Origin of the sequence: Saccharothrix hoggarensis, from assembly GCF_042678885.1 — a bacterium.
GTDB lineage: Bacteria > Actinomycetota > Actinomycetes > Mycobacteriales > Pseudonocardiaceae > Actinosynnema > Actinosynnema hoggarensis.
On record NZ_JBHTLK010000108.1, the window covers coordinates 1 to 22,304 of the forward strand.

General features: G+C 71.9%; 24 protein-coding genes. 14 read left to right on the plus strand and 10 right to left on the minus strand.

Translation table 11 applies throughout. From position 1 onward, the window contains the following. Positions 1 to 212 (minus strand): hypothetical protein (locus ACFQ3T_RS20310; protein WP_452603484.1); only part of this gene is annotated, 212 nt, incomplete at its 3' end. A 77-nt stretch (positions 213 to 289) separates the two neighbouring features. Here ACFQ3T_RS20310 and ACFQ3T_RS20315 point away from each other — a divergent pair. The 3 genes from ACFQ3T_RS20315 to ACFQ3T_RS20325 all read left to right on the plus strand — a co-directional run bounded on the left by ACFQ3T_RS20315 (position 290) and on the right by ACFQ3T_RS20325 (position 3,266). Continuing rightward, complete coding sequence (locus ACFQ3T_RS20315) at positions 290 to 1,030, plus strand: urease accessory protein UreD (protein WP_380724890.1); 741 nt, start codon at positions 290 to 292, stop codon at positions 1,028 to 1,030. Positions 1,031 to 1,201: 171 nt separating this feature from the next. After that, positions 1,202 to 1,858 carry a pyridoxamine 5'-phosphate oxidase gene (pdxH, locus tag ACFQ3T_RS20320; RefSeq protein WP_380724891.1) on the plus strand — a complete coding sequence of 219 codons (657 nt, stop codon included), beginning with the start codon at positions 1,202 to 1,204 and terminating at the stop codon, positions 1,856 to 1,858. A 160-nt stretch (positions 1,859 to 2,018) separates the two neighbouring features. Further along, positions 2,019 to 3,266 carry an MFS transporter gene (locus ACFQ3T_RS20325; RefSeq protein ID WP_380724912.1) on the plus strand — a complete coding sequence of 416 codons (1,248 nt, stop codon included), beginning with the start codon at positions 2,019 to 2,021 and terminating at the stop codon, positions 3,264 to 3,266. 34 nt (positions 3,267 to 3,300) lie between these two features. Here the strand turns inward: ACFQ3T_RS20325 and ACFQ3T_RS20330 are convergent, their stop codons facing one another. Together ACFQ3T_RS20330 and ACFQ3T_RS20335 are read right to left on the minus strand one after the other, a co-directional pair. After that, entirely contained in the window at positions 3,301 to 3,519 is a 219-nt protein-coding gene (locus tag ACFQ3T_RS20330) for a DUF397 domain-containing protein (protein WP_380724892.1), read from the minus strand. A gap of 12 nt (positions 3,520 to 3,531) precedes the next feature. Beyond that, the gene (locus tag ACFQ3T_RS20335; protein WP_380724893.1) at positions 3,532 to 4,371 is read right to left on the minus strand and encodes a helix-turn-helix domain-containing protein; all 840 of its coding nucleotides are present in this window, start codon (positions 4,369 to 4,371) and stop codon (positions 3,532 to 3,534) included. Between the two features lie 95 nt (positions 4,372 to 4,466). Between ACFQ3T_RS20335 and ACFQ3T_RS20340 the strand changes: the two genes are divergently transcribed. Together ACFQ3T_RS20340 and ACFQ3T_RS20345 are read left to right on the plus strand one after the other, a co-directional pair. Further along, complete coding sequence (locus tag ACFQ3T_RS20340; RefSeq protein ID WP_380724894.1) at positions 4,467 to 4,700, plus strand: hypothetical protein; 234 nt, start codon at positions 4,467 to 4,469, stop codon at positions 4,698 to 4,700. A gap of 72 nt (positions 4,701 to 4,772) precedes the next feature. Continuing rightward, complete coding sequence (locus tag ACFQ3T_RS20345; RefSeq protein WP_380724895.1) at positions 4,773 to 6,155, plus strand: APC family permease; 1,383 nt, start codon at positions 4,773 to 4,775, stop codon at positions 6,153 to 6,155. A gap of 106 nt (positions 6,156 to 6,261) precedes the next feature. On the opposite strand, the gene ACFQ3T_RS20350 is transcribed toward ACFQ3T_RS20345, so the two are convergent. From ACFQ3T_RS20350 to ACFQ3T_RS20360, 3 genes are all read right to left on the minus strand, one after another. After that, positions 6,262 to 8,376, minus strand: coding sequence for a hypothetical protein (locus ACFQ3T_RS20350; protein ID WP_380724896.1), 2,115 nt, complete (start codon positions 8,374 to 8,376; stop codon positions 6,262 to 6,264). A gap of 65 nt (positions 8,377 to 8,441) precedes the next feature. Beyond that, complete coding sequence (locus ACFQ3T_RS20355; protein WP_380724897.1) at positions 8,442 to 9,227, minus strand: MBL fold metallo-hydrolase; 786 nt, start codon at positions 9,225 to 9,227, stop codon at positions 8,442 to 8,444. After that, positions 9,224 to 9,778, minus strand: coding sequence for a TetR/AcrR family transcriptional regulator (locus tag ACFQ3T_RS20360; RefSeq protein ID WP_380724898.1), 555 nt, complete (start codon positions 9,776 to 9,778; stop codon positions 9,224 to 9,226). Before ACFQ3T_RS20360 ends, ACFQ3T_RS20355 begins: the two co-directional genes overlap by 4 nt. Positions 9,779 to 9,847: 69 nt before the next feature. On the opposite strand from ACFQ3T_RS20360, the gene ACFQ3T_RS20365 reads away from it, so the two are divergent. Then, positions 9,848 to 10,720 carry an aldose 1-epimerase family protein gene (locus tag ACFQ3T_RS20365; RefSeq protein ID WP_380724899.1) on the plus strand — a complete coding sequence of 291 codons (873 nt, stop codon included), beginning with the start codon at positions 9,848 to 9,850 and terminating at the stop codon, positions 10,718 to 10,720. Between the two features lie 19 nt (positions 10,721 to 10,739). Then, positions 10,740 to 11,933 carry an amidohydrolase gene (locus tag ACFQ3T_RS20370; RefSeq protein WP_380724900.1) on the plus strand — a complete coding sequence of 398 codons (1,194 nt, stop codon included), beginning with the start codon at positions 10,740 to 10,742 and terminating at the stop codon, positions 11,931 to 11,933. A gap of 7 nt (positions 11,934 to 11,940) precedes the next feature. On the opposite strand, the gene ACFQ3T_RS20375 is transcribed toward ACFQ3T_RS20370, so the two are convergent. After that, positions 11,941 to 13,083: an acyl-CoA dehydrogenase family protein gene (locus tag ACFQ3T_RS20375; protein ID WP_380724901.1), complete on the minus strand. Its 1,143-nt coding sequence runs from the start codon at positions 13,081 to 13,083 to the stop codon at positions 11,941 to 11,943. Between the two features lie 131 nt (positions 13,084 to 13,214). On the opposite strand from ACFQ3T_RS20375, the gene ACFQ3T_RS20380 reads away from it, so the two are divergent. From ACFQ3T_RS20380 to ACFQ3T_RS20395, 4 genes are all read left to right on the plus strand, one after another. Further along, the gene (locus ACFQ3T_RS20380; protein ID WP_380724902.1) at positions 13,215 to 13,811 is read left to right on the plus strand and encodes a TetR/AcrR family transcriptional regulator; all 597 of its coding nucleotides are present in this window, start codon (positions 13,215 to 13,217) and stop codon (positions 13,809 to 13,811) included. After that, positions 13,808 to 14,740, plus strand: coding sequence for a carbohydrate kinase family protein (locus ACFQ3T_RS20385; protein WP_380724903.1), 933 nt, complete (start codon positions 13,808 to 13,810; stop codon positions 14,738 to 14,740). Before ACFQ3T_RS20380 ends, ACFQ3T_RS20385 begins: the two co-directional genes overlap by 4 nt. A gap of 274 nt (positions 14,741 to 15,014) precedes the next feature. Next, positions 15,015 to 16,328: a citrate synthase gene (locus ACFQ3T_RS20390; protein WP_380724904.1), complete on the plus strand. Its 1,314-nt coding sequence runs from the start codon at positions 15,015 to 15,017 to the stop codon at positions 16,326 to 16,328. A gap of 169 nt (positions 16,329 to 16,497) precedes the next feature. Then, entirely contained in the window at positions 16,498 to 17,763 is a 1,266-nt protein-coding gene (locus tag ACFQ3T_RS20395) for a cryptochrome/photolyase family protein (protein WP_380724905.1), read from the plus strand. 82 nt (positions 17,764 to 17,845) lie between these two features. On the opposite strand, the gene ACFQ3T_RS20400 is transcribed toward ACFQ3T_RS20395, so the two are convergent. From ACFQ3T_RS20400 to ACFQ3T_RS20410, 3 genes are read right to left on the minus strand one after another with little or no spacing between them, the layout of a single operon-like run. Next, positions 17,846 to 19,033, minus strand: coding sequence for an ABC transporter permease (locus ACFQ3T_RS20400; RefSeq protein ID WP_380724906.1), 1,188 nt, complete (start codon positions 19,031 to 19,033; stop codon positions 17,846 to 17,848). Continuing rightward, a complete protein-coding gene (locus ACFQ3T_RS20405) occupies positions 19,030 to 19,941 on the minus strand; it encodes an ABC transporter ATP-binding protein (protein WP_380724907.1) in 912 nt (303 codons plus the stop codon). The genes ACFQ3T_RS20400 and ACFQ3T_RS20405 overlap by 4 nt, the downstream gene beginning before the upstream one ends. A gap of 23 nt (positions 19,942 to 19,964) precedes the next feature. Beyond that, positions 19,965 to 20,222 (minus strand): helix-turn-helix transcriptional regulator, encoded by a 258-nt coding sequence (locus tag ACFQ3T_RS20410; protein ID WP_380724908.1) that lies wholly within the window; start codon positions 20,220 to 20,222, stop codon positions 19,965 to 19,967. Between the two features lie 193 nt (positions 20,223 to 20,415). On the opposite strand from ACFQ3T_RS20410, the gene ACFQ3T_RS20415 reads away from it, so the two are divergent. The 3 genes from ACFQ3T_RS20415 to ACFQ3T_RS20425 form a co-directional block, all read left to right on the plus strand. Next, positions 20,416 to 20,859, plus strand: coding sequence for a YbaB/EbfC family nucleoid-associated protein (locus tag ACFQ3T_RS20415; protein ID WP_380724909.1), 444 nt, complete (start codon positions 20,416 to 20,418; stop codon positions 20,857 to 20,859). 11 nt (positions 20,860 to 20,870) lie between these two features. Continuing rightward, positions 20,871 to 21,185: a type VII secretion target gene (locus tag ACFQ3T_RS20420; RefSeq protein WP_380724910.1), complete on the plus strand. Its 315-nt coding sequence runs from the start codon at positions 20,871 to 20,873 to the stop codon at positions 21,183 to 21,185. Further along, the coding region (locus ACFQ3T_RS20425) for a WXG100 family type VII secretion target (RefSeq protein ID WP_380724911.1) at positions 21,182 to 22,304 on the plus strand (1,123 nt) is incomplete at its 3' end. The genes ACFQ3T_RS20420 and ACFQ3T_RS20425, both read left to right, overlap by 4 nt.

Genomic DNA, 22,304 nt, shown 5'->3' on the forward strand with positions numbered 1-22,304 from the left:
CGCCCGGCAGCCGCCCCCGTCTGCCCGGCCGTCTGCCCGGCCGTCTGCCCGGCCGTCTGCCCGGCCGTCTGGCTCGCCGTGTGCCCGGCCGTCTGGGCGGACGTCTCACCCGCCGTGTGCCCGGACGTCTGGGCGGGAGTTTGGGCGGAGGCCGCCCCGCCGGTGACCGCGATCAGCGCCGCCAGGCCTGTAGTCGTGATCAATCTCCTCATCGTGATCTCCCCCTGCGCTCGCGGACGGATTCCCCGTCCACCAGCAGGACGTGTCGCGGGTCACAGGGGTTGCTCCTGTGAGGGCGCGCGCTCACCTCGTCGTGGAACGCGACCCGAACGGGCGAACCGTCGTGCGGGACCTGCGGTCGATGGCCCCGCTGCGCCTCGTGCCCCGCCGCGGACCCGACGAAGTGGTGCTCGTCCACCTGGTGAGCTCGATCACCGCACCGCTCGGCGGCGACGACCTGGAGTTGCACGTCGTGGTCGGCCCCGGGGCGTCTCTCGCACTGCACGGAGTGGCGGCCACGCTGGCGTTGCCGGGGCATCACCCAGGCGGGAGCCGTTCACTCGTTCGAGTGGAATTGGCGGACGGCGCGAGCCTCGACTACCTGCCCGAGCCGACGGTGATCACCGCGCGCGCGTGCCACGAGTCGGTGTTCCGGGCCGACCTGGCCGACGACGCCCGGCTGCGGACGCGGGAAGTCCTCGTGTCCGGCCGGGTGAACGAGCGGGCGGGCTCCCTCACCACCACGCTCGACGTGCGGCGGAACGGTCCGGTGATCAAGCAGACGACCCGCGTCGGAACGCCCGAAGTGGACGGAAGCCCGGCCGGCCTGGCAGGTCGGCGGGTGCTCGGCGCGGAGCTGCTGTGCTGGGGCGAGGACGTCCCGGGAGCGGTCTCGGAGGACTGGTGGTCGCTCGTCCCGCTGGCCCGCGGCGGCAGCCTCGCCACCGCCGTCGCCGACGACGTGGTGACCGCGGCCCGCGCACTTGACGAGGCCCGTGCCCGTCACCCCGGCCCGGTCGGGCGCCTCTGACTCGATCTCGTGCTCGATTCCGAGGTCCTGATCACACCGAAAGTCACGGATCGGGTGGCGGTCATCACCGTGCGGGCGGTTTCGCCCCGGCCCGGGAACCCGTACGGTCGCGGGATCGCTAGGCGCCACAAGTGCCTTGGCCAGGCCGAAGTAACGCTCCGGGAGGTCGGGATGTCGGAGACGACGAACATCGCGTTGCCGTCGATGCGCGTGTCCTACGAGCACGGTTCGCTCACGGAGAGCGACCTGGCCGCCAGTTGGCACGAACAGCTGCAGCTGTGGCTGGACCAGGCCGCCGGCGCCGGTCTGCCCGAGCCGAACGCGATGGTGCTCGCCACGGCCGACCCGGAGGGCCGCCCGTCGTCCCGCACGGTGCTCGCCAAGGGCCTGGACGAGCGCGGACTGGTGTTCTTCACCAACTACACCTCCGCGAAGAGCCACGACCTGATGGCCACCCGGTACGCGTCGGCCACGTTCCCGTGGTTCGCGATGCAGCGGCAGGCGCACGTGCGCGGCACCGTCGAGAAGGTCGGCCCCACCGAGACCGCCCAGTACTGGGCGAGCCGCCCGCGCGGGTCGCAGCTGGGCGCCTGGGCGTCGCCGCAGTCGCGCGTCGTCAGCGGCCGGTCCACTTTGGAGAGCGCGCTGCACAAGATCGAGCGGCAGTTCGCCGACGCGGACCGCGTGCCCGTGCCGCCGCACTGGGGCGGCTGGCGCATCCGGCCCGAAGAGGTCGAGTTCTGGCAGGGCCGCCGCGACCGCATGCACGACCGCCTCCGCTTCCGCCTCGGCCGGGACGGCTGGGAAGTCCAGCGCATCGCCCCCTAACCCACGGCTCTGGCCCACGGCTCACACCGGGCCCCGTCGCGCACTGGCGTGACGGGGCCCGGTTCGTCGTGGGCTCGGCCAAGGCCGTTCGGTGCTCGGAAATGCGGTTGTTAGTTGCCGTACGCTAAGCACCGTGCGGAGAGTGCTGGGGAAGGTCGCCATGGACACCCGACCGCTGAAGGTCGTGGCGTTCCGGAGGTTGTGGCTGTCGACCGTGGTGACGGCCATCGGCAGCCAGCTCACCGCGGTGGCGGTGCCCAAGCAGGTGTACGACCTGACCGGGTCGTCCGCCTGGGTCGGCTTCTCGGCCGCGGTGGCGTTCGTGCCGCTGCTGGTCTTCGGGCTGTACGGCGGCGCGATCGCCGACGTGGTGGACCGGCGCAAGCTGCTCGTCGTCACGAACGCCGGCATCGCGGTGACGTCGGTGCTGCTGTGGCTGCAGGCCGCGTTCCACGTCGAGTCGGTGTGGCTCGTGATCGCCCTGCTCGGCCTGCAGCAGGTGTTCTTCGCCGCCAACGCGCCCGCGCGCACCGCGTCCATCGCCCGTCTCGTGCCCGCCGACCAGATCCCGGCCGCCACGGCCCTCGGCGCCACCGTGATGATGTTCGGCGGCGTGTTCGGCCCGATGCTGGCCGGCGCGCTGATGCCCGTGGTGGGCCTGTCGACGCTGTACCTCGCCGACGCCATCGCGCTCACCCTCACCATCTGGGCGGTGTGGAAGCTCCCGCCGCTGCCGCCGTTGGCCGGTCCGACGCGGCGGGCCGGGCTGCGGGACGTCGTGGACGGCTTCCGGTACCTGGCGTTGCAGAAGATCGTGATGGCGAGCTTCCTGCTGGACATCATCGCGATGGTGTTCGGCATGCCGCGGGCGCTGTTCCCGGAGATGGCCGAGAACACGTTCGGCGACCCGCCCGGCGGTGGGCTCGCGCTGGGCCTGCTGTTCGCCGCGATGCCGTTGGGCGCGATGCTGTGCGGCCTCACGTCCGGCTGGACGTCACGCGTCCGGCGGCACGGGATCGGTGTCGTGGTCGCGGTGATCGCGTGGGGCCTGGCGATGGTCGGGTTCGGCCTGTCGCACGTGCTGTGGCTGGCCGTGGTGTTCATGGCCATCGGCGGCGCGGCGGACATGGCCAGCATGGTGTTCCGCAGCGCGATCCTCCAGACGGCCGCGCCGGACGACATGCGCGGCCGGATGCAGGGCGTGTTCATCGTCGTCGTGGCCGGCGGCCCGAGGATCGCGGACCTCCTCCACGGCACCACGGGGGCCCTGATCGGCCCCGGCGCGGCGACGGTGGCGGGCGGCGTGCTCGTCGTCCTCTGCACCCTGCTGGCCGTGCTGGCGATCCCGGCGATCCGCCGCTACCGCTTCACTCCCGAGGTCATCAGCTCGGGCGAGGTCACCAGGTGACGCCCCGCCGGCCACGACCACCGGCACGGCAGCGCTACGAAGACTTCTGACCGCGCACGAACCGGGACCACGAGGCGGCGGGGACGGCGATGGTGGGGGCGGGGTTCTTCGAGTCCCGCGCCGCCACCCGTTGGCCGGTGCGCGCGACTTCGACGCAGTTCGCGGTGCTGTTGCTGCGGGAACTCTTGCGCCACGACACTTCGACGCAGTTCGCGGTGTCGGCACTGCGGGAACTCTTGCGCCACAGGGTCATGGGCTCATCGTGTCATGCGAGCCCTTTCAGGAACTCCACCGTTTCCTCGGCGCTGTACGCCAGCCCGCGGAGCGTCGACCAGGTCGCCTCGAACACCTCGATCTGGTCGTCCTCGTCGATGAACAGGCTGGACACCTTGTTCTCCAGCAGCACCAAGCTCGGGTCGTCGTCGTATTCGAGGATCACGAACGGCCCGCTGAGCCCGGTGTGCGGCGCGGCGAAGGAGGGTGCGACCTGGAGGGTGATGTTCGGGCGTTCGGCCGCGTCGACCAGGTGGCGGATCTGGCGGGCCTGCGCCCCGGCATCCCCGAAGGGGCGCTCCAGCACGGTCTGCTCGATGATCGCGTGGAGCCTGAGCGGGTTGCCCCGGGTAAGCAGCCCTTGCCTCGCCATTCGGCTGGCAACCAGGGCATCCACCTGGATTTCCGACAGGGCGTGCCCGGTGGCTTTGATCAGAGTTCGGGCGTATTCCGGGGTTTGGAGGAGACCGGGGATGACCAAGGGCTGGTAGTGCAGCAGTGAGCCGGCCTCGTCCTCGAAGTCGGCCCAGGTCTGCCAGTCGTCGTGCAAGTTCTGGTTGTTCATCCGCAGCAGCCCGCGCTGTTCGGCGTGCCGGGCGAGGTCGAGCAGTTCGACTCGTTGCTTGCGCCCGACCTGGTAGAAGTCGAGCAGCTTCTCCAGGTCGTCCAGGTAGATGCCCATTCCGGACGTCTCGATGCGGCTGATCTTGCTCCCGGACATGCCCAGCGCCTCGCCGACGGCATCGGTGCTGATGCCGGTGGCGTTGCGGAGCTTCTTGAGGATGTACGCGAGTCGGCGGGAGCGGACCGACGTCCCTGCGCGGCGTGCCATGAGATCAACCTTGGGGCACCACGAATCCAGTCACAATGGCCATCACTCGAACGAGTTATTGCGAAGTGATAAGCAGCGCTGCGAATCTGGTCGGCATGGAACCGATGATCAAGGTGCAGGTGCCGAAGCGGGAGTGGTTGTTGCGGTGCTACTCCGACCGGGAGGACGTGTTGTCGGTCGAGGTGCACGACGGGGCGATCGAGGTGTTCCTGCCGACCGGCAACGACAGCGTCCGCCTCGAACGCGGCCAGATCGCGGCCTTCCGGGAAGCGCTGGACGAGGCCGTCGCGCGCGCCGAGGACGATCTTCGCGCCGAGGCCCGAACCTGAAACATCAAGACTTGCCCAAGGTCGACGGATTCCACTATCCGGCCCCTGTGTGATCCGGCACACTCAGTCGGCATGGCGGAAGCGACGAGCGCACCGGCGCAACCGGAACTGAAGCGGGCCATCGGCCCCAAGTTGCTGTTGTTCTTCGTGGTCGGTGACATCCTCGGCACCGGCATCTACGCCCTCACGGGCAACGTCGCGGGCAAGATCGGCGGCGCGCTGTGGCTGCCCTTCCTGATCGCGTTCGTGGTGGCCTTCCTGACCGCGTTCAGCTACCTCGAACTCGTCGGCAAGTACCCCAGGGCGGCCGGCGCGGCGCTGTACACGAACCGCGCGTTCAAGATCCAGTTCCTCACCTTCATGGTGGCGTTCGCGGTGATGAGCTCGGGCATCACCTCGGCCTCGTCCGCCGCGCTGGCGTTCGGGAAGACCTACCTCCAGTCCGTCATCAAGGAGTTCTTCTCCGACACGTTCACGGTGTCGGCGACGCTCGTCGCGATCCTGTTCATCATCGGCCTCGCCCTGATCAACTTCCGGGGCGTCTCGGAGTCGGTCAAGGCGAACGTCGTCCTGACCTGCATCGAGCTGTCCGGTCTGGTGATCATCATCGCGATCGGCGTCTACGCCGTCCTGGCGGGCGACGGCGATCCCGGCCGCCTCACCCAGGTCGACCCGGCGCCGAACCAGACCGCGCTGGTGGCCGTCACGTCCGCGACCGCGTTGGCGTTCTTCGCGATGGTCGGGTTCGAGGACTCGGTGAACATGGCCGAGGAGGTCCGCGACCCGGTCCGTATCTTCCCGCGCGCGATGCTGTGGGGCATGGTGATCGCGGCGCTCATCTACGTCCTCGTCGCGATCACGTCGTCGCTGCTGATCCCGGCGGACGAGCTGTCGAAGGCGGGGTCGTCGGCGCTGCTGAAGGTCGTGCAGGTGGGCGCCCCCGGCTTCCCGCTGTGGATCTTCTCGCTGATCGGCCTGTTCGCGGTCATCAACTCGGCCCTGATCAACATGCTGATGGCCAGCCGGCTGATCTACGGCATGTCGAACGAGCGGATCATCCCCAGGGTCTTCGGCGCCGTGCACCCGTTCCGCCGCACGCCGTGGATCTCGATCGTCTTCACGTCGGGCGTGGCGATCATCCTGGTCTCCACGGCCGACATCGCGAAGCTCGGCGGCACGACCGGCCTGCTGCTGCTGGTCGTGTTCACCATCGTCAACATCGCCGTCCTGGTGCTGCGCAAGGAGAAGGTGGAGCACGAGCACTTCCGCGCGCCGACGTGGGTGCCGGTGCTGGGCGCGCTGACGTGCGCGTACCTGGCCAGCCCGCTGTCGGGCCGGGCGTCGGCGGACTACGAGATCGCGCTGTACCTGCTGGCCGCCGGCCTCGTGCTGTGGCTGATCAACCGGGTCGTGCACGGCAAGGTCGAGTTCGACCCGGAGAAGCTGAGGAAGTGACGTCCTGACCGTGGTGGGGCGCGATGCCGTCGTCCCACCAGGTCGGCCCGCCCCGCCGTTCCACCACGCCGTTCCACCAGGTCGGCACGAAGCGGGACCGGCGCGGTCAGGCTTGGAGCTCGGCCAGGACGGCGAAGAGCCGTTCGCGTTCCTCGTCGTCCTGGCGGACCATGCGGCCGTGGATGCCGCCCGGCATCGCGGCGTCACCGTCGGCCAGCACGCGCAGGTCGGGCACCAGCGGCGCGGCGTCGTCGCCCAGTTCCCGCAGCGACTCGGCCAGCCAGGCGCCGCCGCCCGCCCACGCCAACCGCTGCCGCAGGGCGTCGAGGAGCGGCTTGGCCTCGCCCGTCACGCGGCGGACGGCCAGCGCGGCGGCGTAGGTGTCGTGGGGGTCGGCGAGCAGGTCGCGCAGGCGTGGCGCGAGCGCCGCGGCCGGCGGTCCGACCAGACCGGCCAGCTCGGCGGCGTCGGTCAGGTGCCACCCGCGGTCGAAGGCGTCGGCGGCGGTCCGGACCGGGGTTTCCGCGTCACCCGCCGACAGCAGGAGCCGTGCCGCTTCGAGCCGGAGCCGGAGGGCCGCCGGGCCGTCGCCCGCGGCGGTGGTGGCGACGTCTCGCAGCGCGGGCAGCAGGGCGTCCAACGGCAGGTCGTGGCGCAGGGCCGTCCGCGCGGCCGGCACGGGTTCGGCGACGCCGGCGTCGGCCACGCAGGCGGTCACGTGGCCGACGTCCTCCGTGATCGCGGTGAGGGCCTGCGCGCAGTCGAGGCGGCGCTGCCAGGACGCGGCGGGGTCGTCGCGGACGGCCTTCAGCGCGGAGACGGCGGACGAGGCGGCCGGACCCATCGCGGCCAGCGCGCGGATCGCCCACCACTCGTCGTGCGGGACGAGGGCGACGAGCTCGGGCACGGCGTCGGCGGCGTCCGGGCCCCAGCGGTGCAGCAGCCGGGTCAGGCCGTTGACCTCGTTGTGCCACCGCAGGTGGCCGAGCACGGCGTGGTCGTCCGGCGTGTGCGCCCAGTGGGGCGGCAGGGCCGCCAGCCGCCGTCGGACCGCGGCCAGCAGCACGGGGTCGCACGGCACGTCGGAGTCGATGAGCGAGCCGAGGACATCCGCCGTGGCCACGCCGTCGGTGAGCGCGGTCGCGAACGACTCGCGCCAGCGCGGGTCGCCGAGCGTGATCAGGACGTCGAGGGCGAGGCCGAACAGGCGGGCTTCGGGGGCGTTCGGGTCGGACGGCGGTGGGTCGGCGAGGAGCGCCGCGAGGGTGTCGGCGGCGAGGGGAGCGGCCGCCCGCACGTCACGGACCGCGGTGGCGGCGGCGACGCGGACCGACACCGCCGGGTGGCCGACCGCGGCGGCCAGCAGGGGAGCCAGCGCGTCCCGGACCGAACGCGACCGCACGCACCGCTCGTAGGCGGCTTCGACGGCCCGCTGCGCGGCGGCGGCCGTTCCCCGCTCGGACAACGTGCGGCAGAGCGCGGTGAGCCGCGCGGTGTCGAGCCGCGCCACGATGTCGGCGAACGGGTCGTAGGACCAGACCCAGTTCGTCAGCGGCTCGTCCTCCAGCCAGCAGTCGACCACCACGTCGGTCGCCGCCTCCGGCCACGGCAGCGCGGCGTCGGCGATGGCCCACAGCGCGCCCGCCCGGACGTCCGCCGGAAGCGCCGGCGCGAGCTCGTCCGGCAGCCACCCGGCGCACTCGGCCGGCGCCAGGCGACCGGCCGCCGCCAGCAGGCCCGCCACCACGTGCGGCGACCGTTCACGCTCGCGCCGGGCCCTCAGCGCGGGCACGACCTCGGCCGGTGACGGGAGGTTGCCGAGCAGGTGGGTGGCGAGGTGCCGGACCTCCGCGTCCGGGTCGTCCAGCAGCGGCAGCAGGCGCGGGGTCTCCCGGCCCAACGCCGAGCGCACGTCCGCCAGCACGTCCGGCGCGGCGTCGTCGCTCTCGGCGATCACGCCGAGCAGGTGCACCAGGCCCGCCCGCCCCGGCGTGGCCGGATCGGCGGCGAGCCGGGCCACGAACGGCACCGCCCGCGGCGTCGCCGGGTACAGCGTGCCCTGGTGGTGGATGCTGCCGAACAGGTGGTCCAGCGCCTCGCCCGCCCGCTCCTCGTCCGCGCCGGCGGCGTCGCGCAAGGCGCCCGGCACGTCGTCCGCGGGGCCGTACGCGTGGTCGAGGGACGCCCAGTCGACGTCGTCGATGCCGTCGAGCGCGGTCACCCGGTCTCTCCCCATGAGCGGTGCAGCCTAGGCCGTCGGACGGCCGCACCCCGCAGGGGGCGCGATCAGGCGAGCACCTTCCGGTGGCGGCGCAGCTCCACCGCGTCGTGGGCGCTGAACACGTCCACCTCGCCCGCGACCTCGCGCAGCCGGTGCTGGTTGGCCACCCGCAGCTCGGCGACCGTCTGCACGGCCCGCTCGAACCGCGCCAGCACGGGCGGCACGTGCGGCGGGGTGCGCAGGGCGCCGTGGAAGAAGTACGCGTCGCCGGCGTGCAACAGCCACCGGTCGCCCGTCTTCACGGCGACGCCGGTGTGGCCGCGGGTGTGGCCGATCAGCGGCACGAGCAGGACGTCCGGCCGCAGCTCCCGCACGCCGTCGAAGCCGAACCACGTCTCGCCGGTCGGCTCGTGCGGCACGAAGTCGGCGTGCCGCCACTGGGCGGGGGAGTAGCGCGGGTTGTCGCGGTCGTCCAGCTCCTCCTTCAGGACGTGCACGCGGGCGGACGGGAAGTCGCGCAGGCCGCCGGCGTGGTCGACGTCGAGGTGGGTCAGCGCGATGTCCCGCACGTCCGACGCGGCGAACCCGAGCGCCTCCACCTGCCGCACCGCGGTCTCCCGCTCGTCGTACACGGGCAGGGACGTCCAGCGGTAGCGCGCGGACAGGGTGGCCCGGGGATCGCGCAGGTCGTCCAGCCCGAGGCCGCTGTCGACCAGCAGCAGGCCGTCCGGCGCCTCGACCAGCAGCACGTGGCAGACGAGCTCGGCGCGCCGGAACACGGAGCCCTGCCCGTCGACGAGCCGTCCGCCGACCGGTCGCATGGTGCCGCAGTTCAGGTGGTGCACCTTCATGGCGCGGGCCTTTCCAGGAGGACGCCCAGGCGGGCGGCGACGGCGTGGAGCGGTGCGAGGGAACGGCGGGTGCGGGCGAGCAGGAGCGCGCCCTCGATGGCGGCGAGGACGACCGTGGCGACGTCGTCGTCACCCACTCGCGCGGCGATGACGGCGTGCCACGACGCGTAGACGTCCTCGCACGCCCGGCGGATCGGCTCGCTGTCGGCCGCCGCGTCGAGCGCGACCGTGGCGACGGGGCACCCGCTGCGGTAGTCCGAAGCCAGGAGGTTCGCGCCGAGGCGTTCCACCACGTGGGAGAGCGCTTTCGCCGGGTCGGGTTCGGCGTCGAGGACGGCGGCGAGGTCGTCCCGGATGTCGTTGCCTGCCAAGGAGACCGCCTCGGCGGCGAGTTGCTCCTTCCCGTTCGGGAAGTGGAAGTAGAGCGACCCCTTGGGCGCGCCGCCCTCGGTGAGGACCTGGTTGAGGCCCGTCGCGTGGTAGCCCTGGTCCCGGAAGAGCCGGGCGGCGGTGCGCACCACGCGCTGACGGGTGTCCGTGCGTCTCGGCATGGTTTTACTATAGAGACCGGTCTAGTGATTCCGTCAAGGATGGGGCAGGAGGGGATACGCTCCTGATCCATGCTGGAGATCGCCCACGGCGCGGCGCGCGCCGTCATCGCACCCGAGGGTGCGGGACTGAAGTCCTACGAGGTCGGCGGCGTTCCGTACGTGGAGACGTACGACGACGAACCGCCCATGGGCTGCGGCGCGGTGCTCGTGCCGTGGCCCAACCGAACGGCCGGGGGCAGGTGGACCCTCGACGGCGTCGAGCAGCAGCTCGAAGTCACCGAGCCGGACCGCGGCAACGCCATCCACGGCCTGGTCCGCCGCGTCGTGTGGGACGTGGTGGAGCACACCGGCGCCCTGGTGTCGCTGGAGGCGTCCGTGGCGGGTTTCGGCTGGCCCGTGCCGCTGCGCACCACGATCACGTACGCGCTGGACGACAACGGGCTCAGCGTGTCGCACGGCGTGACGAACCTCGGCGACGGGCGCACGCCGTTCGGCGTCGGCACCCACCCGTACCCGCGGGCCGGCGCGTCGCTGACCGACGAGACGTCCCTGTCGCTGGCCGCCACCACCGTGCTGCCGGTCGACGCCGACACGATGATCCCGAACGGCCCGGCCGTGCCGGTGTCCGGCGACTACGACTTCCGGGTGGCGCGGCTGCTCGACGGCGTGAAGCTGGACACGGCGTTCGGCGGGTGCGAGCCGGTGGACGGGCTCGTGCGGCACGTGCTGAAGGGCCCGGCCGGCGGCGTCGAGCTGTGGGCGGACCCGGACTTCAAGTGGGTGCAGGTCTACACGCCCGACAACTTCCCCGGTCGTGGGCGCGCGGTGGCCATCGAGCCGATGACGTGCCCGCCCGACGCGCTGAACAGCGGGATCGACCTGCTGTGGCTGGAGCCGGGCGACTCGTGGGCCGGTCGGTGGGGTTTGCGCCCGCTGTCGTAGGCCGTTAGCGTCGCTAACTATGAACGTCGCTATCACGGGTGGGTACGTCGTCCCGGTGGCCGGTGAGCCGATCGAGGGCGGCACGGTCCTGATCCAGGACGGGAAGATCGTCGCGGTCGGCGCGAACGTCGAGGTGCCGGACGGCGTCCCGGTCGTGGACGCGGCGGGCGGCTGGGTGCTGCCCGGCTTCGTGGAGGCCCACGGCCACCTCGGCGTGCACGAGGAGGGCGAGGGCTGGGCCGGGCAGGACACCAACGAGATGACCGACCCCAACGGCGCGCGGCTGCGCGCGCTGGACGCGATCAACGCCGCCGACCAGGGCTTCGCCGACGCCCTGGCCGGCGGCGTCACGACCGCCGTCGTCAAGCCCGGCTCGGGCAACGTGATCGGTGGCCAGACCGTGGCCGTGAAGTGCTGGGGCCGCACCGCCGACGAGATGCTGGTGCGCAACCCCGTCAGCGTGAAGAGCGCGCTCGGCGAGAACCCCAAGCGCGTGTACGGCGAGCAGAAGAAGCTGCCGTCCACGCGCCAGGGCGTCGCGGCCGTGATCCGGGACGCGCTCACCAAGGCCCAGGACTACGTGGCCCGGCGTGACGCGGCGGAGGGGCCGTTCGAGCGGGACACGACGTCCGAGGTGCTGGCGCGGGTGCTGTCCGGCGAGCTGCCGTGGTGCCAGCACTGCCACCGGGCGGACGACATCGCGACCGCGTTGCGGCTGGCCGACGAGTTCGGCTACCGGCTCATCGTCAACCACGGCACCGAGGGCCACCTGATCGCCGACCTGCTGGCGGAGCGCGACGTCCCGGTGATCATCGGGCCGCTGTTCACCAGCCGGTCGAAGGTCGAGGTGCGGCAGCGGTCGCTGCGCAACCCCGGCATCCTGGCGCGGGCGGGCGTGCGGATCGCGATCACCACCGACCACCCCGTCGTGCCCATCCACTTCCTCGTGCACCAGGTGACGCTGGCCGTGAAGGAGGGCCTCGACCCCCGGACCGGGCTGGAGTCGATCACCGTCAACCCGGCCGCGATCATGGGCCTGGACGACCGCGTCGGCTCGTTGCGGCCGGGCTTGGACGGTGACGTGGTGATCTGGTCCGGCGACCCGCTGGACGTGATGAGCCGGGCGCTGAAGGTGTTCGTGGGAGGCCGCGAGGTGTACCGGTTCGAGGACGGCGAAGAGGTCGTCGTGAGCCCGTTCTACGCGGAGTCCTGACGTCGGGTCAGCGGCGGAGGTCGCGGCCGATCACCAGGCGTTGGATCTGGTTCGTGCCCTCGAAGATCTGGAGCACCTTGGCCTCCCTCATGTAGCGCTCCACCGGGAAGTCGCGGGTGTAGCCGGCGCCGCCGAGGACCTGCACGGCGTCCGTCGTCACCTTCATCGCGGTGTCGGTGCAGATCAGCTTCGCGATCGCGGCCTGGCGGTGGAACGGGAGGCCGCGGTCGCGGCGGCGGGCCGCCTGGAGGTAGGTGGCGCGGGCGGACTCGACGGCGGCGGCCATGTCGGCGAGCAGGAACTCCAGGCCCTGGAAGTCGATGATCGCGCGGCCGAACTGGGTGCGCTGCTTGGCGTACGCGACGGCCTCGTCCAGCGCGGCCTGCGCCAGGCCCACGCCGCACGCGGCGATGCCGAGCCGTCCGGAGTCCAAAGCGGACAGGGCGATCTTCAGCCCGTCGCCCTCCGCGCCGATGAGGCGGTCGGCGTCGACGCGGACGTCGTCGAACGCGAGCTGCGCGGTGATCGAGCCGGTGAGGCCCATCTTGCGCTCGGGCTTCGCGGCGGTGAGGCCGTCGACGTGGCCGGGCGCGAAGAAGCAGCTGATGCCCTTGCCGCCGTCGTCGGACGTGCGCGCCATCAGGGTGTAGAAGTCGGCGACGCCGGCGTGGGTGATCCACGCCTTCGTCCCGTTGACGGTGTAGTGGTCGCCGTCGCGCACGGCCCGCGTGGACAGGGCGCCCGCGTCCGACCCCGCGTGCGACTCGGACAGCGCGTAGCCGCCGAGCTGGTCGCCGGCCAGGGCGTCCGGCAGCCAGCGCGCCTTCTGCTCCTCCGTGCCGAACGTCGCCAGCGCGTAGCTCGACATGATGTGCACCGAGAGCCCGACGCCGACGGACATCCACGCCGACGCGACCTCCTCCAACGCCTGGAGGTACACCTCGTACGGCTGCTCACCGCCGCCGAACCGCTCCGGGTACGGCAGGCCGAGCAGACCGGTCTTGCCGAGCAGACGGAACTTGTCGCGCGGGAACCGCTCGTGCTCCTCCGCCTCGGCCGCGTGCGGCGCCAGCTCGTCACGGGCGATCTCGCGGACGAGGGCCAGCAGGTCCTCGGCTTCGGTGGTGGGCAGCAGGCGCTCGGCGGGCATCGTCGACCTCCGGGACGGGGGCCGGGCGGCCGTCGGTCGGACGGGTCTCGACCCACCGGGTGAGTACTGGTGGGAGTACTGTAGGACGTACGCCAGTACTGTGGCCAGTCACTGTGACAGAGTTGCGGCTCATGACCTCGATCGCGCGCAGACCGCTGACGCCCAGGCAGGTGGAGCTGCTGGGCCGGCTCGAGGCGCTGGTGCTCGCCGAGGGTTTCGCGCACTTCACGCTGGACGACCTCGCGGCCCGCCTCCACTGCTCCAAGTCCACCCTGTACGCGCTCGCGTCGAGCAAGGAACAGCTCGCCGTGCGCGTGGTCGGCCGGTACTTCAAGGGCGCGGCCGAGCGGATCGAGCAGCGGATCGCCGGCGTCGGGGACGTCCGGGTGCGCGTCGGCACCTACCTGGCGGGCGCGGCGGAGGAGCTGCGGCGGGCGTCGGCCCAGTTCATCACCGACGTGTCCGCGTACGCGCCCACCCGCAGCACGTACGAGCGCAACGCGCGCGCGGCGGCCGAGCGCATTCGTGAGTTCATCCAGGAAGGCGTCCGCGACGGGGTGTTCCGGGACGTCCATGCGACGCTGATCGCCGAGATGGCCGGTCTGCTCATCGAGGGCATCCAGACCGGGGTGCTGACCCGGCGCGCGGGGGTGTCGGACGCCGAGGCGTTCACCGCGCTGGGCGAGCTGCTGCTGGACGGGTTGCGGAGAGAACGGAGCCAGTCGTGATCGTCGTTGCCGGTGAGGCGCTGGTCGACCTGGTGCCCACGGACGAGGGGAACCTCGCGCCGAGGCTCGGCGGCGGGCCGTACAACGTGGCCGTGGCCGCTGGGCGGCTCGAAGCGCCGGTGAGCTTCCTGTCGCGGGTCTCGACCGACCTGTTCGGGGACCGGCTGGTCGAGCGCCTGCACGCGTCCGGTGTGCGGACGGACCTGGTGCAGCGGGGCGACCAGCCGACGACGCTGGCCGTGGTCGGCCTGGCCGACGACGGGTCGGCGCGCTACTCGTTCTACGTCGAGGGCACGGCGGACCGCCAGGTCACCGATCCCGGCCCGCTGCCCGTCGGCACCAGGGCGGTGTCCTTCGGGACGTTGTCGCTGGTGCTGGAGCCGGGCGCGAGCACGTACGAGCGGGTGCTGTGGCGGGAGGCCGAGCGCGGCGCGCTGACCGTGCTGGACCCGAACATCCGTGCGAGCCTCATCCGCGACCCGATGGGCTACCGCGACCGGTTCGACTCGTGGCTGCCGCACGTGGGCCTGCTGAAGGTCTCCGTCGAGGACGCCCGGTGGCTGGCGGACCTGCCCGCCGACGCCCCCGAGGACGCCGTGCTGGACGTCGTGCGGGACTGGCAGGGCGCGGGCCCGGCCGCCGTGGTGCTGACCCGCGGCGGCGACGGGCTGGGCGTGCTGACCGCCGCCGGCGACGTGATCCGCGTCCCACCCACGCCCGTGGACGTGGTCGACACGATCGGCGCGGGCGACACCGTGCAGGGCGCGCTGCTGTCCTGGCTGCACGACCACGACGCGCTGTCCGTCGAGGCTGTCCGGGGTCTGGACGCCGCGAAGTGGACCTCCGCGCTGTCCTGGGCGGGCGCCGCGGCGGCCGTCACGTGCTCCCGCGCGGGGGCCGAACCGCCCTTCCGGCACGAGCTGAGATGACCTAGCTCTCACCCCGCGTGAGGTGGAGGAACAGCCCCGAACGGCTACGGTGGAGGGTGCACGCTAGCCACCCATGCGTCCGGATGTGATGCCGGTCCCATCTCACAGAATCGGTTCATACCGTGGCTGTGGAGCGGGTCGTCCGCTGACTAGCGTGGGAGAACTGACAGGACCCCAACGGGGTGGTGCTGCGGTGCGGGCTGAACGCTCACGGCCGCGCGCAGGCGTGCGAGACCCGCATGAGCCACCCCGCCTAGCGTGAGAGGGACTCTGCATGCCCGACGCGACGACTGCGCCGAACGACCTCCGTACCGTCGCGCTGCGCCATCCGGGCGGAGAGCACGAGATGAAGGTAGTGCCGGCCACCGAGGGTGCCCCCGGTATCGACCTCGGAAAGCTCCTGGCCACAACAGGTCTGGTCACACTGGACAGCGGGTTCGTCAACACCGCGTCCTGTTCTTCCGAGATCACCTACATCGACGGTGACGCGGGCATCCTGCGCTACCGCGGCTACCCGATCGAGCAGCTCGCCGAGAAGTCGAACTTCATCGAGGTCAGCTACCTGCTGATCTACGGCGAGCTGCCGACCCAGGCCCAGCTGGAGGAGTTCTCCTCCAAGATCAACCGGCACACGCTGCTGCACGAGGACCTGAAACGGTTCTTCGACGGCTTCCCGCGTGACGCCCACCCCATGCCCGTGCTGTCCTCGGCGGTGTCCGCGCTGTCGACGTTCTACCAGGACAGCCTCAGCCCTTTCGACGCCAACCAGGTCGAGATCTCCACGATCCGCCTGCTGGCCAAGGTGCCCACCATCGCGGCCTACGCCTACAAGAAGTCCGTGGGCCAGCCGTTCCTGTACCCGGACAACTCCCTGGGTCTGGTGGACAACTTCCTGCGCATGACGTTCGGCTTCCCGGCCGAGCCGTACGACGTGGACCCGGACCTGGTCCGCGCGCTCGACCTGCTGTTCGTGCTGCACGCCGACCACGAGCAGAACTGCTCCACGTCGACGGTGCGGCTGGTCGGCTCGTCCGAGGCGAACCTGTTCGCGTCCATCTCCGCCGGCATCAACGCGCTGTTCGGCCCGCTGCACGGCGGCGCGAACTCCGCGGTGCTGGAGATGCTGGAGAAGATCCGCGCCGAGGGCGGTGACGTCTCCGCGTTCGTGAAGAAGGTCAAGAACAAGGAGGACGGCGTCCGCCTGATGGGCTTCGGCCACCGGGTCTACAAGAACTACGACCCGCGTGCCGCGATCATCAAGAAGACGGCCGACGAGATCCTCGGCAAGCTGGGCGCGTCGGACGAGCTGCTCGACATCGCCAAGGCGCTGGAGGAGACCGCGCTCGCGGACGACTACTTCGTCGAGCGCAAGCTCTACCCGAACGTCGACTTCTACACCGGCCTGATCTACCGGGCGATGGGCTTCCCGACGAAGTTCTTCACCGTGCTGTTCGCCCTCGGCCGGCTGCCGGGCTGGATCGCGCACTGGCGCGAGATGATCCAGGACCCGGCCACGAAGATCGGCCGTCCGCGCCAGGTCTACGTGGGCTCGCCGGAGCGCGACTTCGTGCCCGTCGAGCAGCGCTGACACCGCTCGCACCGCTCGAACCCGAGTTGGGGAAGGCCCGCACCGACACCGGTGCGGGCCTTTTTGTCGGACCCCCGTGGTTCCCTGTGTGCGAGGGGGCGTCCACACGGGGGGATGCCTGACGGTGTTCGGCCGTGCGGCCCGCCCGCCGCGCTCCTAGGGTCGGTCCGTGGACTCCTCGACCGTCGTCTGGTTCCGCCGCGACCTGCGGACCGCCGACCACCCCGCGCTGCTCGCCGCCGCCGAGCGGGCGTCCGCCGCGCTGGGCCTGTTCGTGCTCGACCCCGTGCTGCTGAGGGCTTCGGGCCGGCCGCGGATCGAGTTCCTGCACCGGTGCCTGCGGTCCCTGGACCGCGAGCTGGGCGGGCGGCTCGTCGTGGTCGACGGCGACCCGGTCGAGGTGGTGCCGCGGGTCGCCGCCGCGGTCGGCGCGTCGTCCGTGCACGTGTCGGCGGACGCCGGCCCGTACGGGCGGACGCGGGACGCGGCGGTGGAGCGGCACGTCGAGCTGGTGCGCGTCGGGTCGCCGTACGCGGTGACGCCGGGCCGGGTCGCCAAGCCCGACGGCACGCCGTACCGCGTCTTCACGCCGTTCCGCAAGGCCTGGCTGGCGCACGGTTGGCCCGCGCCCGCCGACACCGATGCGTCCACTGTGGACTGGATCGCGTCGGACCTCGGCCGCGCCCTGCCCGCCGGCGAAGGGCTCCCGGACGTCGGCGCGCTCTGGGCGCGGTTCCGCGACGAGCGGCTGCCCGACTACGCGAAGCACCGCGACCGCCCCGACCTCGACGGCACCAGCCGGTTCTCCGCGTTCCTGAAGTGGGGTGTCGTGCACCCGCGCACGCTCCTCGCCGACCTCGGGCCGGACGCGTCCGCGTTCCGCGACGAGCTGGCGTGGCGCGACTTCTACGCCGACGTGCTGTGGCACCGGCCCGACTCGGCCCGCCGCAACCTCGACCGCCGGTTCGACCGGCTCCGCGTGGACGACGACCAGGAGCGCTTCCGGGCGTGGTGCGAGGGCCGCACCGGCTACCCGTTCGTGGACGCGGGCATGCGCCAGCTCCTCGCCGAGGGCTGGGTGCACAACCGCGTGCGGATGGTCGTGGCGAGCTTCCTCGTCAAGGACCTGCACCTGCCGTGGTGGTGGGGCGCCCGCCACTTCATGCGGCACCTGGTCGACGGCGACCTGGCCTCCAACCAGCACGGCTGGCAGTGGGTGGCGGGCACCGGCACGGACGCGGCGCCGTTCTTCCGCGTCTTCAACCCCGTGACGCAGGGCGAGAAGTTCGACCCGAACGGCGACTACGTGCGCCGGTACGTGCCCGAGCTGCGCGACATCCCCGGCAAGGCCGTCCACCAGCCGCGCGACCCCGTCGTCGACCACGCGCACGAGCGCCGGGAAGCGCTCGCCCGGTACGCCGCTATCAAGGGCTAGCGGCGCCGGTAGGGTCCCGCCGGACACCGCACGACGTCGGGGCCGACGGTCGAAGGACCGGTGGTCGGCTGACCACCGGCGGTCAGCGCAGGACCTCGCGCAGCCGGACCCGCGCGCCCGTGCGCAGCACCGCGTTCGAGTACACCTTGCCGCCCAGCCACGTGATCAGCGCGACCGCCGCCAGCGCCAGCACGACCGCCAGCAGCACCTGCCACGCCGGCGCGACGCCCATCGCCATCCGGCCCGGCATCAGGATCGGCGCGAACGGCGGCAGCAGCGACAGCACCGTCACCGTCGCGCCGGTCGGGTCGCTGATCATCAGGTTGATGCCGACCACGAACGCCACCACGATCGACATGCTGATCGGCGTCAGCACCGACTGCAGCTCCTCCTGGCGCGACACCAGGGACGCCGCCGCCGCGAAGACGGTGGCGTACAGGAAGAAGCCGAGCAGGTACCACAGCAGCCCGGTGGCCAGCGCCCCTCCGGCGACGCCCGCGACGTCGACGACGCCGGACACCGCGGACAGCACCAGCCCGATGCCGCCGATCAGCAGCAGTTGCAGCAGGCCGACCAGCCCGAGGCCGACGACCTTGCCCAGCAGCAGCTGCCACGGCCGCAGCGTCGCGAGCAGGATCTCCACCACCCGGCTGGACTTCTCCTCCACGACGCCCTGCGCCACCATCGTCCCGTAGACCAGCAGCGAGTAGTACAGCAGCGCCGCGATCACCAGGCCGATGGCCAGCCGCTCGCCCTTCCGGTCGTCCGCCGGCTCCAACGTCACCACGTCGACGCCGGCGCGGGCCACGTTCCCGGCCAGCACCGCCGGGTCGACGCCGGCCTCGGCCAGCTGGGCGTCGAGGACCTGCTGCTTGACGATCAGGTCGATGGCGTTGCGCAGCTCGTCGCTCAGCCCTTCCTTCACCACCACGCGCAGCGCGTCCGGCGCGCCGGTGACCAGCACGTCCACGTCGCCGGACCGCACCTGCTCCTCGGCCGCCGCGGGATCGGTGACGTCGACCGTCTCGACCTCCCGGCCGAACGACGCCGCGGTCTGCTTCAGCGGCTCCGCCAGCGCGGTGGCCTGCCCGCCCAGCGCGACCCGGTCGCGCCCCGCGTCGTCGAACAGCAGCGCCTGCAGCAGCACGTACCCCGCCATGACGGCGACGATCACGAGCGTGCCCCACAGGAAGGACTTCGTGCGCACCTTGCCCAGGAACTCCCGGCGCGCGACCAGGAACACCGCCCGGCCGGGGGTGAGGCTGCTCATGCCGCGGGCTCCTCGTTCACGACGCTGCGGAACAACTCGGTCAGCGACGGGCGCTGCCGGGAGAACTCGTGCACCGGGCCCGTGTCCAGGGCGGCGCGCAGCACCACCTGGTCGTCGGCGTCCGGCGCCAGCTCCAGCACCGTGCGGCCGCCGGACGCGCGGGCGGACCGCACGCCGTGCAGGCGGTCGGCCCAGCCCTCGGGGGCGCGCGGCGCGTCCACGACGAGCCGGGACGTGCCGCCGGCGCGCAGCTCGTCCACGGGCCCGCACGCGACCAGCGTGCCGCTGCGGACGATGCCGACGCGGTCGCACAGCCGCTCCACCAGGTCCAGCTGGTGGCTGGAGAACACCACGGGCACGCCGGTGGCGGCCTTCTCCCGCAGCACCTGGCTCATCACGTCCACCGCGACCGGGTCGAGGCCGGAGAACGGCTCGTCCAGCACGAGCACGTCCGGCTCGTGCACGAGGGCCGCCGCGAGCTGCACGCGCTGCTGGTTGCCGAGGCTGAGCTTCTGCACCTCGTCGTCGCGCCGGTCGCGCAGGCCGAGGCGGGCGATCCAGTTGTCCGCCGACCGGTGGGCCGCGTTGGTGCCGAGGCCGTGCAGCTCGGCCAGGTACACGAGCTGGTCCAGCACCTTCATCTTCGGGTAGAGGCCGCGTTCCTCGGGCATGTAGCCGATCCGCCGGCGGGTCTCGAACGTGATCGGCGCGCCGTTCCAGCGCACCTCGCCCGAGTCGGCGGCGAGCACTCCCAGCGCGATGCGCATGGTGGTGGTCTTGCCCGCGCCGTTGCTGCCGACGAAGCCGAACAGCTCGCCCGCACGCACGTCGAACGTCATCCCGGCGAGCGCGACGACGTCCCCGTAGCGCTTGGAGACCCGGTCGATCTCCAGCACCCCCTCTGCCACGGTGGTCTCTCCTCCTGTTGTGACTAGCCGTAGACCTGCGTGGACAGCGGCTCGAACGGGGTGCGGCTGAAGACCGCCTCCACGGGCAGGCCGAACACGTCGCAGATCCGCATCGCCAGGTCGAGGCTGGGGTAGTGGTCGCCCCGCTCCAACGCGCCGATCGTCTGGGGGTTCACCGCGACGGCCCGCGCCAGCCCCGCCCTCGTCATACCCCGTTCGACCCGCAGCACACCGATCCGGTTGTGGATCGGCCGCCCAGGGCCGCGGCGCACCGGACTCATGTTACGAAGTGTTGCGAAAACCCAACAGGACGGCAAGTAAACAATTCACACAATAGGCCGGATGGCGGTATCCGCACGTCGTGGTCCCGGAAATCACGTTTCGGTGAAACGATACGTCGCCGGGAACCGAATCGTCTGACGACGGGTCGAATGCGCAGTAGGGCCGCAAGCCCCGTTGCCGTGAGGGGTGAACATGGAGCCGGACCAGTGGCTCGCGCAGTACGGAGAGAAGATCGAGCAGGCCAAGCGGAACGCCGCCCAGGTCGAGACCCAGCTCGGGGGCGTCGGCGGCAGCGCCACGTCGCCCGACGGCCTGATCACGGTCACGGTCAACGCCTCGGGCGCGTTGACCGACCTGATCCTGAGGCCGCAGCTGCGGGGTGAGGACCCGGAGCGGATCTCCGGCGCGATCATGACCGCCGTCGCCAAGGCGCAGCGGGCCGCCGCGGGCCAGGTCGTCCAGATCATGACGGAGTTCGTCGGCGACAGCCCGGCGCTGGAGTTCGTCAAGTCGAAGATGCCCAACGGCTATTCGGGTGACGGCACGGACGCCGTGGAACCGGAGCCCGAGGTGCAGCGTCGAGACACCAGGCCCGACGACGACTACTTCACCAACCCACCCGATGTCATGGCCTGAGCAGGGGGTAGATGACCATGTTCGACTCGTTCAACGTGAACCCGGACCAGATCCGGGCGCACGCTGGCACGGTCGACCAGCTGACGCAGCGGATGCTCTCGGCCACGAGCACCGCCGACCCGTCGCTGTCGACCGACGCCTTCGGCGTGTTCGGCTCGTTCCTGGCCCAGTTCCTGCTCAAGACGGCGGGCTCCTCCCAGGACATCCTCGGCCAGGCCACGGAGACCGTCGCCGACATGTGCCAGGGCCTCAAGGAGGTCGCCGACCTCTACGAGAACGTCGACCTCGACAACGCGTTCGGCTTCAGCGGAAGGGCACGGGGATGAACGCGCAGGCGAGCACACAGGGCCGCGACCCGTCGTACCTGATCAGCGACGTGCAGGGCACCGTCGCGGCGGTCGAGCGCGGTGACTGGGTGCAGGCCGGGCTGGGCATGGCGAACACCGCGATGGGCATCGTCGGTTTGGCGGGCAACCCGCTGTCCGGGTTCCTGTCGGCGGGGTTCAGCTGGGCCATGCAGCACGTGGACTTCCTGCGGGAGCCGTTCGACGCGCTGCTGGGCAACCCGCAGGCGATCCAGCGCATGTCCGACAGCTGGGCGTCCGCGGCGAAGCAGATCGAGGGCATCGTCGCCGACTACCGGCGCACGTCGGTGGAGGAGACGCAGGGCTGGCGCGGCCGGTCCGCGGACGGCTACCGCGCGGCGAGCAAGAAGCACGCCGCCGGGCTGGAGACGCTGGCCAAGGCCACGCAGGGCATCTCCCGCGCCGCGAAGGGCGCGGGCGAGCTGGTCGCCACCGTCCGCAAGACCATCATGGACCTGATCAGCCAGGCCGTGTCCGACATGGTCATGAAGATCATCCAGTGGTTGTCGGCGTCGTTCCTGACGTTCGGCGCGGCCATCGGCGCGGCGATCGCGGACATCGTGCAGATGGCGTGCAACTACGCCAAGAAGCTCGCGGACTTCCTGCAGAAGCTCGGCAACTCGCTCAAGAAGCTGATCGACATGATCAAGTCGGTCGCGCAGATCGCCCAGACCGCCAAGCAGATCCTGCAGGCGATCACCGCGATGACGTCGTCCAACCGGGGCGGGTCCGGCGGCGGTGGCGGTTCGGGGCGGCCGAGCCAGGGCGGCCTCGGGTTGACCGAGGAGCAGCTGGCCAACATGGACCGCGGCGCGAACGACCGCTACACCAACACCCCCGGCGGCACGACCAACCCGTCGTGGGGCGGCGGCTCGGGCGGCGGTCCCGTGGTGAGCCGTCCGCCGACGGTGGGCGTCGGCTACGGGCCGGGCGCCGAGCCGGGCGGCCACCGCGCGTACCCCGGCGGTCCGAGCGGTCCGGTCGTCAACCGGCCGCCCGCGGTGGGTGGCGGCTCGGGTGGTTCCGGCGGTTCCGGCGGCCACTGGGAGCCGGGTCGCTGGGTGCCGGACGGCGGTTCGA